General features: G+C 69.2%; 4 protein-coding genes. All 4 read right to left on the bottom strand.

Features of this window, described 5'->3' with window-relative positions; genetic code table 11:
- Nucleotides 1-5,028 carry a non-ribosomal peptide synthetase gene (locus tag QTI05_RS04910; RefSeq protein ID WP_286623145.1) on the bottom strand — a complete coding sequence of 1,676 codons (5,028 nt, stop codon included), beginning with the start codon at nt 5,026-5,028 and terminating at the stop codon, nt 1-3.
- Nucleotides 5,025-11,750: a polyketide synthase gene (locus QTI05_RS04905; protein WP_286623144.1), complete on the bottom strand. Its 6,726-nt coding sequence runs from the start codon at nt 11,748-11,750 to the stop codon at nt 5,025-5,027. The genes QTI05_RS04910 and QTI05_RS04905 overlap by 4 nt, the downstream gene beginning before the upstream one ends.
- 361 nt (nt 11,751-12,111) lie before the next feature.
- The gene (locus QTI05_RS04900; RefSeq protein ID WP_286541741.1) at nt 12,112-12,750 is read right to left on the bottom strand and encodes a histidine phosphatase family protein; all 639 of its coding nucleotides are present in this window, start codon (nt 12,748-12,750) and stop codon (nt 12,112-12,114) included.
- A gap of 9 nt (nt 12,751-12,759) precedes the next feature.
- On the bottom strand, nt 12,760-13,689 hold the full coding sequence (ttcA, locus tag QTI05_RS04895) for a tRNA 2-thiocytidine(32) synthetase TtcA (protein WP_286623143.1): 930 nt from the start codon (nt 13,687-13,689) through the stop codon (nt 12,760-12,762).

Below are 13,689 nucleotides of genomic sequence, written 5' to 3'. Positions count from 1 at the left end.
TTACTTGCGGCCCCAGCCCAGCACCCGGCCGAGTAGTCCGCGCTTGGCCGGTTCGGCTTCGGCGGCGGGCGCGGCCAACGGATCGACCTTGATGCCCGCTTCGGCCACGGCGAGCTGGCCCAGGTTTTCGAACACGTAGCGACGTGGCTCGACCCGGAAGCCCAGCACCTGCTCGGCCTGCTGGATGATGCGCATGGCCAGCAGCGAATCGCCACCGAGGTCGAAGAAGTTGTCGGTGGCCCGGATGTCGTTGACGTCGATGCTCAGCGAACTGGCCCAGATCTGCGCCAGCTGGGCCTGCTCGGGCAGCAGCAGCGGGTTCATCGTGGTGGCAGGCGCCGAGGCTGCGACGGGTGGCGCGACGACGGCCGATGTGGGCGTCGCAGCCACCGGTGCCGGCCCTTCGGCCAGCCGCTGCAGGTGCGCCGCATGGGGCGAGGTGCCCGGCGCCGTGAGGGCCTCGAGCACCGCGTCGGGCTGGTCGGCCACGCTGCGAAGCAGCTCCAGGTAGCGCTCGCGAAACGCGGTGGCGGTTTCCCGGCGGTAGATGTCGGCGTTGTAGACCACCGCACCCTCCAGGCCGTGCGGCTTGTCCATCAGCCAGATGCCGAGGTCGTCGGTCGCGCCGCGTTGCAGCAGATGCATCTGGCGGTGCTGCAGGCTACCGAAGTCGCGCGGCCGCTCGCGCGTGTCCTGGAACGAGAACAGCGCCTGGTACAGGCCCGCGCCCTTGGCGCGCGCGGCAAACTCGGGCTCCGACACCAGCCGCTCGAATGGCACCTGCTGATGGTTCATCACCGACAGCAGTTCCTGTTTCACATAGCGCATGAAGTCGCCCAGGCGCAGCTTCATGTCGACCTGGAAGGCCAGCGGCAGCACGTTGTTGAAGAAGCCCATCACCGGCTCCAGCTCGGGCGCCTCGCGGCCACGCACCGGCATCGCAATCACGATCGAGTCGCCTTCGATCACACGTCCCATCATCGCGACGTAGATGCCAAGGGTCAGCATGTTGAGCGTCACGCCGTGGTCGCGCGCCACGGCACGCAGGCGCTCGGTCAGCGTCTGGTCGACGGTGATCCACTGGGTGCCGCCCTGGCCACTCATGCCGGCCTTGCGCGGCATGTCGGTGTTGAGCGCGCGCGGCGTCGGGGCATTGGCGAAGCGGGTCTTCCAGTAGCGCAGCTGCTGCTCGAAGGCGGGCTGCTGCAGCCAGTCGCAGTACCACTCCGAGAAGTCGCCCAGGTTCACCGCAAGCGGGGGCAGGCCGTGCGGCTCGCCGCGCACCAGCGCGCCGTAGATCGTGACCAACTCGCTCTGCAGGATGTCGAACGACCAGCCGTCCCACACCAGGTGATGCGGCACGAACACGAAGGCGTGGTCGTCGTCGGCCATCCGGAAAAGCGTTGCATGAAAGAGCGGCGCGCGATGGATGTCGATCGGCTCGTCGGCCAGCGTCTGCATGCGCTCGGCGAGTTCGGCCTCGCGCTGGTCGGCCGGAATGCCGCGCAGGTCGACCACCGGCAGCGTGATGGCGACTTCGGGTGCGATCAGCTGCGCGGGCGCGCCGGTGGCCGGATCCTTGCCGATGTGCGTGCGCAACGCGGGTTGGCGCCGCACGATCTCCTGCAGCGTCGCCTCGAACTTCGCCGCATCGAGCGGGCCGGCGAGGCGGTGCGCCGACGGGGCGTTGTAGACCGAGCGTCCGGGGTGCAGCTCCTCGATGAAGCGGATCCGTTCCTGCATCGGCGTGAGCGGTGCGCTGGTGCGCCCCGGCCGGTGCTGGATCGGCGTGGCGGCCGCCACGCCGGCGCTGGCCAGCTCGTCGATTGCCACGGCAAGCTGCTCGGCCGTCGGTGCTTCGAACAGCGTGCGCAGCGGGATCGTGACGCCGCAGGCGCGGCTCAGCAGCGTGGTCAGGCGTGCGGCCAGCAGCGAATGGCCGCCAAGCGCGAAGAAGTCGTCGCGAATGCCCAGGCCGGGCAGGCTCAGCACCTGCTCCATGGTGGCGAGCACGGTTTGCTCGCGCGCATTGCGCGGCAGCAGGCGCGCACTGGTGTCGCGCGCCACGGCCTGCGGTGCCGGCAGCGACTTGCGATCGACCTTGCCGTTGGGCAACTGCGGAATGGCATCGAGCATCACCACGTGCTGCGGCAGCATGTACTGCGGCAGGCGGCTGCGCAGGTGGCGATCGAGCGCCGCCGGGTCGAACGCGACTCCCGGGGTCGGCGCCAGATAGGCCACCAGGCGCACATCGCCCGGCTGGTCTTCGCGCGTGATGACCACGCTGCGCGCCACGCCAGTCGCCTCGTTGCAGCGGGCCTCGATCTCGCCGAGCTCGATGCGATAGCCGCGTACCTTGACCTGGAAGTCGAAGCGGCCCATGTGTTCGAGCAGCCCGTCGTTGCGCCAGCGGCCGCGGTCACCGGTGCGGTAGATCAGCGTATCGGCGCCGGCGATCGGCACGGTGACGAAGCGCTCGGCCGTTAGTTCGGGGCGATCCAGGTAGCCGAGCGTCACGCCCATGCCGCTGATGCAGATTTCGCCGGGCACGCCGATCGGGCACAGCTGCTGGGCGCCGTCGAGGATCCAGATGCCGGTGTTCGCCATCGGCCGGCCGATCGAGACGCCGCGCGCCGCGATCACGTCGCGCCGCATGCGCCATACCGATGACCACACCGTGGTTTCGGTCGGGCCGTAGTGGTTCCAGAGTTCGGCGCAGCGGTCGAGCAATTCGAGCGACAGGTCGGCCGGCACGCTTTCGGCGCCGATCCAGGCGCGGAAGCCCGGCGGGCCCGACCACTGGGCGTCGAGCAGGAGGCGCCACATGCCGGGCGTGGCCTGCAGGATCGTGACCGCCTCGGCCTCGAGCAGCGCGCGCAGGCGGTTGCCGTCCATGGCCGTCTCGCGTTGCACGATCACGATCTCGGCGCCCGCTGCGAGCGGCAGCATCACTTCCGGCACGGCCATGTCGAAGGACAGCGTGGTGACGGCCGCGAGCCGGTCTTCGGCGCCGATGCCCGGCTCGCGCTGCATCGTTTCCATGAGGTTCGCCACCGCGCGGTGCGGCACGACGACGCCCTTGGGCTGGCCGGTCGAGCCCGAGGTGTAGATCACATAGGCGGCATCTTCGGCCTGCGCATCGAGCGGGCCGGGCGGCAGGGCGTCAGTGCTTTCGGTCTTCCACTGCGTTTCGGTGTCGAGCGCGAACACGCGCTGCGCCGCATCGTCGCACCAGCTCCTGGGCGCGGCGGCCACCGACGATGCCGTCAGCAACAGGCTCAGTTGCGCATCCTGCGCGTAGTAGTCGAGCCGCGCCTGCGGAAAGGCCGGATCCAGCGGCACGTAGGCGGCGCCGGACTTCAGCACCGCCAGCAGCGCGATGAACATGTCGCTGCCGCGATCGAGGCACAGGCCGACCCGGTGGCCGCGGCCCACGCCGCGCGCGCGCAGCGCACGCGCGAGCCGGTTCGACGCCTGGTCGACTTCGCCGTAGCTCCAGCGCTTTGCGCCGTCCCGCAATGCGGGGCGGTCGGGCCGGGCGAGCGCATGGGCGCTGAAGCCGGCGTGCATCAGTGGCGCGCCCGCCAGCGGGGTGGGCGCCGGCTGCAGCGCGGCCAGCGCGGTGGCCTGGTCGGGCGACAGCAGCGGCAGCCGGCCGACCGGCTGGGCCGGATCACGCGCCACCGATGCCAGCAGGCTCTGGTAGACGTCGAGCCAGCGTCGCACGGTGGCGTCGTCGAACAGGTCGGCGTTGTACTGCACCTCGACCTGCATGCCGCCGGTGGCCGGCGTGACGTTGAAGAACAGCTCGAAGTTCTCGAAATGGCGCGGAATGCTGCGCTGTTCGACCTCGAGGTTCGGGAAGCCGCCGGCGCCGCGTGCCACGTCGGGATCCACGTTGAACAACACGCTGACCAGTGGCAACCGGCTCGGGTCGCGCCGAACCGGAAGCTTCTTGAGCAGCGCACCGTAGGTCAGGGTCTGGTGTTCGAAGGCGTCGAGCAGGGTGCTGCCCGATTCGCGCATCAAGGCATCGAACGGCATCTGCGCATCGACCGCCACACGCAGCGGCAGCAGGTTGACGCAGTGGCCGACCAGTTGCGGCATGTCGCTTGCGAGCTGGCCCGCGGCGGCGATGCCGATCACCAGGTCGTCCTGCTCGGTCAGCCGGTGCAGCAAGGCCGCGAAGCCGCTGAACATGGTGGCGAACAGGCTGGTGCCGGAGGCCGAGCCGATGCGGCGCAGGTCGCTCATGAGCGCGGGGTCGAGCACATGGTCGATGCGGCGCGAGGTGAAGGTGCGCACCGCGGGCCGGGGCCGGTCGAGCGGCAGTTCGAGCACCGGCAGGTTGCTGCCGGCGAAGCGCGCGAGCCAGTAGTCCACATGGCCTTGCATGTCGGGGCCCGCGGCCTCGGCCGCTTCCCACGCGGCGTAGTCGCTGTAGCGTGCCGCCGGTGGCAGGGCCGGGCCCTGGCCGAGCTGCTCGGCATAGAGCTGCGGCAGCTCCTCGCCGATCACGCCCCAGGACCAGCCGTCGCAGATCGCGTGGTGCGCGGTCATCACGAGTTCGTGTTCGCCGGCTCCCAGCTTGTAGAGCGCAGCCCGGAACAGCGGGCCCTGGTCGAGCGCGAACGGATGCCGCACCGCAGCGGCGCAGGCTTCGGCCAGCGTGCGCTGGCGCTCGGCGGCGTCGCCCACCAGGCTCAGGTCGTGCTGCGCCAGCGCAAAAGGCTGTGCTTCGCCGATCACGAGCTGGGTGCCGTCAGCCGAAAAGGTGGCGCGCAGCGACTGATGTCGCGTCACGAGCCGGTTCAACGCCACCGAAAGCGCCTGCGCATCGAGCGCACCGCGCAGGCGCAGCACCATCGACTCGTTGTAGGCCAGCGAGGCCTCGGCGCTCAACTGGTCGCCGAGCCAGACCTCGCGCTGCGGTTCGGTGCTGGGAACGATCTGTTCGATGAGGCCCGACGCAAAGGGGTCGAACGCGACTGCGTCTTCGGCATCGAGGGCCATGCTTGCTTCCGTCATGATTGAATCTTGATGAACTTGCCCTGGGCGGCCGGATCGGGCACGAACCAGGCGGGTTGACCGTCCTTGTCCCGGCCCAGGCGGGCATTCGGAACCGGCGGATGGGCAGCATCGAAACGTTGCACGGCCGCTGCGCGGCGCGGCAGGAATTCGGCTTCCTGCATTTCGGCGACCGACTCCTTGAAGGCCGACTTGATGGTGGCGATGTCCTGCTGCGTGTGCGCAGTGGTCATGAAGCAGGGGAAGTTGTCGAGGATGTGCACGCCGCGGCTGCGCATCATCGCGAACAGCAGATCCTGCAGCGGGTGGTCTTCGAGCCAGCTCACGCGCCAGAGCGAGGCAAAGTAGCGAATCTCGAGCGGCGCTCCGACCTCGCGGCAGAACGCCGTGAGTTCGTCGGCCATGGCCGCGGTGTGCAGGTTCAGTTGCGTCTGCAGGCCTTCACCGGCCTGCTTCAGATGCTCCAGCGAGGCCTTGCAGGCGGCCAGCGCGAGCGGATGCCGTACGAAGGTGCCGGCGAAGTAGGTCACGCCGATCGTCGGCACGGAACTGTCGCCGTACTGCCAGGCGCCGCCGTCCAGCGCGTCCATGAAGTCGCGCTTGCCGGCCACCACGCCCACCGGGAAGCCGCCGCCGATGACCTTGCCGTAGCACGCCAGGTCGGCGCGAATGCCGTACACCGCCTGGGCGCCGCCGAGGTGCGAACGGAAGCCGGTGATGACCTCGTCGAAGATCAGGCAGGTCTGCGACTTCTCGGTGATGGCGCGCACTTCGCGCAGGAACTCGCGCGGCTGGAAGTCGGGCCGGCGGCTTTGCACCGGCTCACACAGCACGGCGGCCAGGTCGTCGGCATTGGCGCGGATGAACTCGAGCGCTTCGGGCGAGCCGTAGTCGAGCACGCGCACGTCGCCGAACATGCCCTGCATCACCCCCGGCGCGGCCGACATGCCCTTGGCATTGCGGCCGGCGCGCACCAGCACCTCGTCGAAGGTGCCGTGGTAGGAACCGGTGAACAGCACCACGGTGTTGCGGCCCGTGACAGTGCGCGCGATGCGGATGGCGGCCATCACCGATTCGGAGCCGGTGTTGCAAAGCGCCGCGCGGTCGAAGCCGGTGAGCTCGCAGATCAGCCGGGTCACGTCAGCCGCGAGCGGATGCTGCGGGCCGATTTCGTAGCCGAGGTCGAGCTGCTTGCGCACCGCGTCCTGCACGAAGTCCGGCTGCCAGCCGAACAGGTTCATGCCGAAGCCGTTCAGCACGTCGACGTATTCGTTGCCGTCAAGATCCCACAGGCGCGAGCCCTTGGAGCGCTCGACCACCACCTGGTAGGTGATTTCCTTGGTGGCCGGACGGAAGCCGTTGACCACGCGCGGATCCGCCATGTGCGAGCGGTTGTCCTGGGTGAAGGCCTTGCTCTTTTGCGTGCGCTCGGTGTAGCGGCGCATGAAAGCCGCCAGCCGCACGCGCTGGCGTTCGGTCGGTTCCTTGCTTTGCGTGTGGATGCGGGCGATCGCGCCGAAGGCCTTCTTGACGTCGTACTTGATCGGGCCCTGCGGCTCGGCGGCTTCGGGAGTCGCCGCGGCCTGCACTTCGGCGGCGGCAGCCGGCACCTCGGTCGGCGTCGGCGCCACCGCTGCCACTGGCTGTGTGGCTGCCGCTGCCGGCGCGCCCGAAAGCAGCGCAAGTTGCTGTTGCATCAGCTGCATCTGCTGCGCAATCACCTGCTGCACCAGCGAGCCGCCCTCGGTCGACATGGCCGGGGCCTGCAGCGCAGGCATCACTGCGATGCGTGCGGGTGCCACGGCCTGCGCCGGAACAGCCGGTTGGGCCACCGCCACCGCGGCGACCGCATCGGGCGGCAGGGTGACGTCGAGGAATTCGCCCAGGGCGTCGAAGGTGCGGTAGCTCTCCATCAGCTGGCGGAAGCTCAGGTTCACCTTGAAGTGCTTCTTCACCTGGGTCGCGGCCTGGGTCAGCGTGAGCGAGTCCAGCCCCATTTCGACAAAGGGCACGCCGCCTTCGGCAGTGCCCATCTCGACGCCGGAAATGTCCTCGAAGAGTTCACGCAGGCGGGCAGTCAGCGCGGCGCGGCGCGCGGGCGCAGCGGCAGGTGTGGGGAGTGCGGCGGTCATGGTCGGCTCCGGGGCGATGGTGGGCATGGGAAGGGGGGCGGCTATGAGGGCTGCAGGCGTCGCAGGGGTCGCGATGTCGACCCAGAAGCGCTTGCGTTCAAAGGGATAGGTCGGCAGGCGCAGGCGCAGCTTGCGTGCGCGCGTGTCGAGTTTCCGTAGGTCAATCTCGACGCCTTGCGTCCAGAGTCGGCCGGCCGCGAGGCGCCAGGCGCTGCATTCGTCGGCCGGCTGGTCGTTGAGCAAAGCGACCGCCGGGGCCGGCTGCGCCTTGCTCGCATGCTGGCGCACCAGCGTCGCGAGCGTGTTGCGCGGGCCCACCTCGATGAAGACCGCCTGCGGCACTTCGGCGAGCACGCTGCGCACGGCGGGCGAGAAGCGCACGGTTTCGCGCAGGTGGCGGGCCCAGTAGTGCGGGTTGGTGGCTTCGGCGTCGCTCAGCAGGCGGCCGGTCAGGGTCGAGTAGATCGGAAGCGTCGGTGCCGACAGCGTCACTTCGCGCACCAGCGCCTCGAAAGGCGCCACGGCCGGCTCCATCATGGCCGAATGGAAGGCGTGCGAGGTCTGCAGCAGCCGCGCCGGGATGCCGTCGGCTTCGAGCGCCACGCGCAGTGCTTCGATAGCATCGAAGGGGCCAGCCGCGACGCAGGCGGTGGGCCCGTTCTCGGCGGCGAGCGACAAGCCTTCCGGCAGCCGCGCCTGCAACTCCACGGCCGGCAACCGCACCGTGAGCATCACGCCGGCCGGCTGCGCCTGCATCAGCGCGCCGCGGCGTGCCACCAGGCGTGCCGCGTCCTCCAGCCGCATCACGCCGGCCAGCACCGCGGCCGCGAACTCGCCGACGCTGTGGCCGATCAGCGCAGCCGGCTTCAGGCCGAGCGCGAGCAATTGGCGCGCAAGCGCATATTCGAGCGCGAACGTGGCCGGCTGGGTCACCGAGGTCGGTGCCAGGGCGGCGGGGTCGGCTGAATAAATACGCTCGCGCATATCGAAATCGAGCACGCCGTCGAAGGCGCGCAGGCAGTCGTCGAAGGCGGCGCGGAACACGCCGTCGCCTTCGTAAAGCGCCTGGCCCATGCGCGCGTATTGCGCGCCCTGGCCCGGGAACATCAACACCGGCTGCGGCAGCGCGGCGGGCACCATGCCGCCGGCACGCCAGGGCGAATCGGTGCTGCGCAAGGCCGCGATGGCCTGCGGCACATCCATGGCCACCACGCAGGCGCGTTGGCTGAAGGCCTTGCGGCCGACGCGCAGCGTATGGGCCACGTCCGGCAGCGACACATCCGGGTGCGCCGCCAGATGGTCGGCCAGGCGCTGCGTGGCATTGGCGAGCGCGGCCGGCGTGCGGGCCGAGATCTGCAGCAGTTGCGGCAACGGCGACGGGTCGGAAGGCGCCTGCAGCGGCGCCTCTTCGACGATCACATGGGCGTTGGTGCCGCCGACGCCGAACGCGCTGACGCCGGCACGGCGAGGTTGCTCCGCACGCGGCCAGGCACCGAGCTGATGCTGCACGCGGAACGGCGTCGCACCGAAGTCGATGGCGGGGTTCGGCGCGTCATAGTGCAGCGAGGCCGGCAAGGTCTCGGCCTGCAGCGCCAGCACGGTCTTGATGAGTCCACCGGCGCCGGCAGCCGTGACCATGTGGCCGACGTTGCTCTTGAGCGAGCCGATCGCGCAGAAGCCCCGGTCGGCGGTGTGGCGCGCATAGGCCTGGCGCAGACCTTCGACCTCGACCGGATCGCCCATCGGCGTAGCCGTGCCGTGGGCCTCCACGTAAGAGATGCTGCGTGCGTCGACGCCGGCCGAGGCGAGTGCGGCCGACACCACGGCCGCCTGGCCCTTGACGCTGGGCGCAGTGAAGCTGGCCTTGGCGCCGCCGTCGTTGTTGATGGCGGCGCCGCGCAGCACGGCGTGGACGGTGTCGCCGTCGGCCAGCGCATCGGACAGCCGTTTGAGCAGCACCACGGCCGCGCCATCGCTGAACACGGTGCCCTTGGCCTGCGCGCTGAAGCTGCGCGTATGGCCGTCGGGCGACAGCATCGAGCCTTCCTGGTAGATGTAGCCGCTGCGCGGCGGGCAGGTCACCGATGCGCCGCCGGCCAGCGCCATGTGGCATTGGCCGGTACGAAGCGCGAAGAAGGCCTGCGCGATCGCCACCAGCGAGGTCGAGCAGGCCGTGTGCACGGCCACGGCCGGGCCGGTGAGGTTGAGCCGGTTCGCCACCCGCGTGGTGATGTAGTCCTTCTCGTTCGCCAGCATCACCTGGAACTCGCCGACCGCTTCGACGAGGTCGGGCCGGGTGCTCACATGGCGCTGGAAATAGGTGGCGTTGTACATGCCGCCGTAAACACCGACCGGCTCTGCACACTGGTCGGGCGCATGGCCGGCGCGCTCCAGGCATTCCCAGCAAAGCTCGAGAAAGATCCGCTGCTGTGGATCCATCAGCTCGGCTTCCTTGGGGTTGATGCCGAAGAAGGCGGCATCGAACTGTTCGATGCCGTCGATCACGCCACGTGCCCGCACATAGGCCGGGTCGGCGCGCAGTGCGGCGCTGACGCCCGCGTCGAGCGTTGCGTCGTCGAAGAAGCTGATGCTCTCGCGGCCCGCGACGAGGTTGTCCCAGAACTGCTCCACGTCGGCCGCGCCGGGGAAACGGCCGGCCATGCCGATCACCGCAATGGGTTCCTCGGCCTCTTGGCGCGGGGTGCGGGTTTCGGGCTGCGCGGGTGCGACCGGGGTGGCATCCAGTTCTGCCGCGATCGCGAGCGGCGTCGGGTCGCTGAAGAACAGGTTGGCCGACAGCGTCCTGTCGCTGCCGCGTTGCAGCTGTGCCAGCACCTTGAGCACCAGCAGCGAGTTGCCGCCAAGGTCGAAGAAGTTGTCGCGCCGGCCGACCTGCGCAATGCCGAGCGCGTCGGCAAACGCCTGGCAGACGCGGCGTTCGGCGTCGCTGCGCGCCGCTTCGCAGGGTTGTGCCAGGTCGGGCCGCTCGCGCGTGGGTTCGGGAAGCGCACGGCGGTCGAGCTTGCCGTTGGTCGTGACCGGCAGCCGTTCGAGCCAGACCTGGGCGGCCGGCACCATGACCTCAGGCAAACGCGCGGCAAGGTATTCGCGCAGCTCGCTCCACGGCACCGGCGCGTCGCGCGCCACCAGGTAAGCCACGAGCCGCGCCTGTCCACCCGCGTCGTCGCGCGCCACCACGGCGCTGGCGCGCACGCCCGGATGGAGGTTGAGCGCGGTTTCGATCTCGCCGGTTTCGATGCGATGACCGCGGATCTTGACCTGGCCGTCGATGCGGCCGAGGAATTCGATGGTGCCGTCGGGCAGCCAGCGCGCCTGGTCGCCGGTGCGGTACAGGCGCTCGCCCGGCGCGCCGAACGGGTCGGGCACGAAGCGCTCGGCCGTGAGGTCGGGGCGCTTCAGATAGCCGCGTGCCAGGCCGCGCCCGCCGATGCAGAGCTCGCCGACAGCGCCCGGTGCCAGCAGTTCGAGCGTGGGCGACAGCACATGCAGCGTGGTGTCGGTGATCGGGCGGCCGATCGGTACCGAGCGCGCGTCTGCCGGCAGGTCGCGCGGGATGCGATGCGTGGCCGCGAAGGTGGTGCACTCGGTCGGCCCGTAGCCGTTGATCAGCGTGAGCCCAGGCAGGGCCGCCAATGCGCGCCGCACATGGGCGACCGAAAGCGCCTCGCCGCCGGTCAGCAATTGGCGCAGCCCGGCAAGATGCGCCGGGTCGTCGTCGACCACCGCGTTGAACAGCCCGGCCGTGAGCCATGCGGTCTTGACGCCATGGGTGCCGATGGTGTGCGCGAGGCCGGCGCCGGTCGGCATCTCCTCGTCGTGCACCACGCAGCAGCCGCCGTTGAGCAGCGGGCCCCAGATCTCGAGCGTGGCCGCGTCGAAGCCCAGTGGTGCCGCATGCAGCATCGGCTCGTCGGCCCGAAGATCGACATAGCGCGCGTCGATCACCAGGCGCAGGATCGAGCGATGGCAGATCTCGATGCCCTTGGGCACGCCGGTCGAGCCCGAGGTGTACATCGCGTAGGCGAGCGCATCGCCGTCGACGGCCACCGGGCGCAGCGGCGCCAGCGTGGCTGCGTCGGGCGCCGCGTCGTCCAGCCACAGCGTCGCGAGCCCGGCCGGTACGGCCGCGGCATGAGGGTGTTCGCTGACCAGCAGCTTGACGCCGGCGTCGCAGAGCATGAAGGCGATGCGGTCGACCGGGAAGTTGGGTTGCACCGGAACATACGCAGCGCCGGCCTTGAGGATGCCGAGCAGGGCCACGATGGCCTGGGGTGAACGCTCGAGCATCACGCCCACCGCGTCGCCGGCCTCGACACCCGCGGCCTGCAGCCGGCGTGCCATGTGCTCCGCGCGGTTTTCCAGCTCGGCGTAGTCCAGGTGCATCCCGGTGCCGGCGAGGGCAGGACTGGCCGGCGATGCGGCCGCCCGGGCTGCGAACACGCCATGCACGGTTCGGGTCACGTCATAGGGCGAAGCTGGCGCGTTCCATTCGCCCAGCATCCGGTGGCGGTCGGCCGGGGAGATGGCCGGAAGGGCAGCAGCAGCGTCGGACGGGCGTTCCTGATTCATGGGCATGGCCTCCGGGCCGCCATCGAGGGAGCTGAACACACACGGTTGCACGATCGACGCAACACGATGTTTCTGAACCTCGAAATTAATGACAAAGCACTCACCTCAAAACTGCTGCCGATACTGCCCCTCTTGCCCTGCTATTACCACCTGTCGAAAGCGCTGCCCGAACGGCCTATGTCCTGCGGGGTCCGGGCTACAAACGATGCATTTGGTTGCGATTGCCAGATTGACAAACGCAAAAGAGCAAGGAGATGTGTATTCATTGTGCCCCTCTTTCGGGGGTTTGAATACTAAAAGCTGACAGTCAGAACCTGTTGCGCTTCAAAAAGTAACACAAAAGAAGCACTTCTGCACAGAGTCAACTGCTGGTTTCGTCGAGCGCGTCGCTGGCCAGGTGCGAGGTGTCGCTCCAGCCCACCAAAGAGAGGCCCTCGGGCGTCCACAGCAACCGGTTAATCGCTGCGTTTCCGAGCTGCCAGGTGCGGGGCGCCTGCAGTTCCTGCCGGGTGGCGGCGCGGTAGAGCACGTCCATCACGCCGCCGTGGGCGACGATGCCCACCAGTTCGCCCGGGTGGCGCGCCGCGATCGCGTCGACCGTGCGTGCGACGCGGTCGCGGAACACCAGGAGCGATTCACCGCCTTGCGGCGAGAAGTCGGGATCGCGCGTGCGCCACAGCCGGGCCTGTTCGGGCAGCTCGGCATCGATCCGGGCGAAGGTCAGGCCTTCGAAGTGGCCGAAGCCGCGCTCGCGCAGGCCGGCGTCGGGCATCACGGCCAGGCCCTGCGGCGCGGCGATCGCCTCGGCGGTCTGCCAGGCGCGGCGCAGGTCGCTCGAATAGATGGCCGCCATCGGCTCGTCGCGCAGCGCTTCGCCGAGACGGCTGGCTTGCCATTCGCCGGTCGCGTTGAGCGGGATGTCGAGCTGGCCCTGAATCCGGGTGTCGACGTTCCAGGCGGTCTCGCCGTGGCGGATGGCGATCAGGCGGGTGACATCCATCGAACAACGTCAGAGTTGAACCACGCGCAGCGGGGCCAGGCCACCGACGGCGCCGATGCCCGTGGCAGGAAATTCGGGCGCATCGAAAGCCTTGTCGCCCTCGTCATCGGCCACGCCGGTGGCCTTGAGCCCCTTGAAGTCGTGTCGCGTTCCGTCGAGCAGGTGCGAGGGCACCACGTTCTGCAGCGCGGTGAACATGTTCTCGACGCGGCCCGGGTGCTTTTTCTCCCATTCGCGCAGCATTTCGGCCACCTGCTTGCGCTGCAGGTTCTCCTGGCTGCCGCACAGCGTGCAGGGAATGATCGGGAATGCGCGGTGCTGCGCCCAGCGCACCAGGTCTTTCTCGGCCACGTAGGCGAGCGGACGGATCACGATGTGGCGGCCGTCGTCGCTCACCAGCTTGGGCGGCATGCTCTTGAGCTTGCCGGCAAAGAACATGTTGAGGAAGAAGGTCTGCAGCATGTCGTCGCGGTGGTGTCCCAGCGCGACCTTGGTGGCGCCCAGCTCGTCGGCCACGCGGTACAGGATGCCGCGCCGCAGCCGGCTGCACAGGCCGCAGGTGGTCTTGCCCTCGGGAATCACGCGCTTGACGATGCTGTAGGTGTCCTGGTTCTCGATGTGGAAGGCCACACCCAGCTCGCTCAGGTACTTGGGCAGCACCTCTTCGGGAAAGCCCGGCTGCTTCTGGTCGAGGTTGACGGCGATCAGGTCGAAATGGATCGGCGCGCGCGCCTTGAGCTTGAGCAGGATGTCCAGCATTGCGTAGCTGTCCTTGCCGCCCGACACGCACACCATGACCTTGTCGCCTTCCTCGATCATGTTGTAGTCGACGATCGCGCGGCCGACTTCGCGGCACAGGCGCTTTTCGAGCTTGTGCGTTTCGCGTTCGATCTTGAAAGAAGCCGCGGGCGCGGCCTCGTCGATCCAGATGGCGCTCAT

Origin of the sequence: Variovorax fucosicus, from assembly GCF_030316825.1 — a bacterium.
GTDB lineage: Bacteria > Pseudomonadota > Gammaproteobacteria > Burkholderiales > Burkholderiaceae_C > Variovorax > Variovorax fucosicus.
The sequence above is the reverse complement of the archived record's forward strand: the minus strand, read 5'-3'. Positions and strand labels throughout refer to the sequence as shown.

Coding starts and splice junctions, on each gene's coding strand:
- ttcA (WP_286623143.1), bottom strand. CDS start 13,689: ATGAGCGCCATCTGGATCGACGAGGCCGCGCCCGCGGCTTCTTTCAAG.
- QTI05_RS04905 (WP_286623144.1), bottom strand. CDS start 11,750: ATGAATCAGGAACGCCCGTCCGACGCTGCTGCTGCCCTTCCGGCCATC.
- QTI05_RS04900 (WP_286541741.1), bottom strand. CDS start 12,750: ATGGATGTCACCCGCCTGATCGCCATCCGCCACGGCGAGACCGCCTGG.
- QTI05_RS04910 (WP_286623145.1), bottom strand. CDS start 5,028: ATGACGGAAGCAAGCATGGCCCTCGATGCCGAAGACGCAGTCGCGTTC.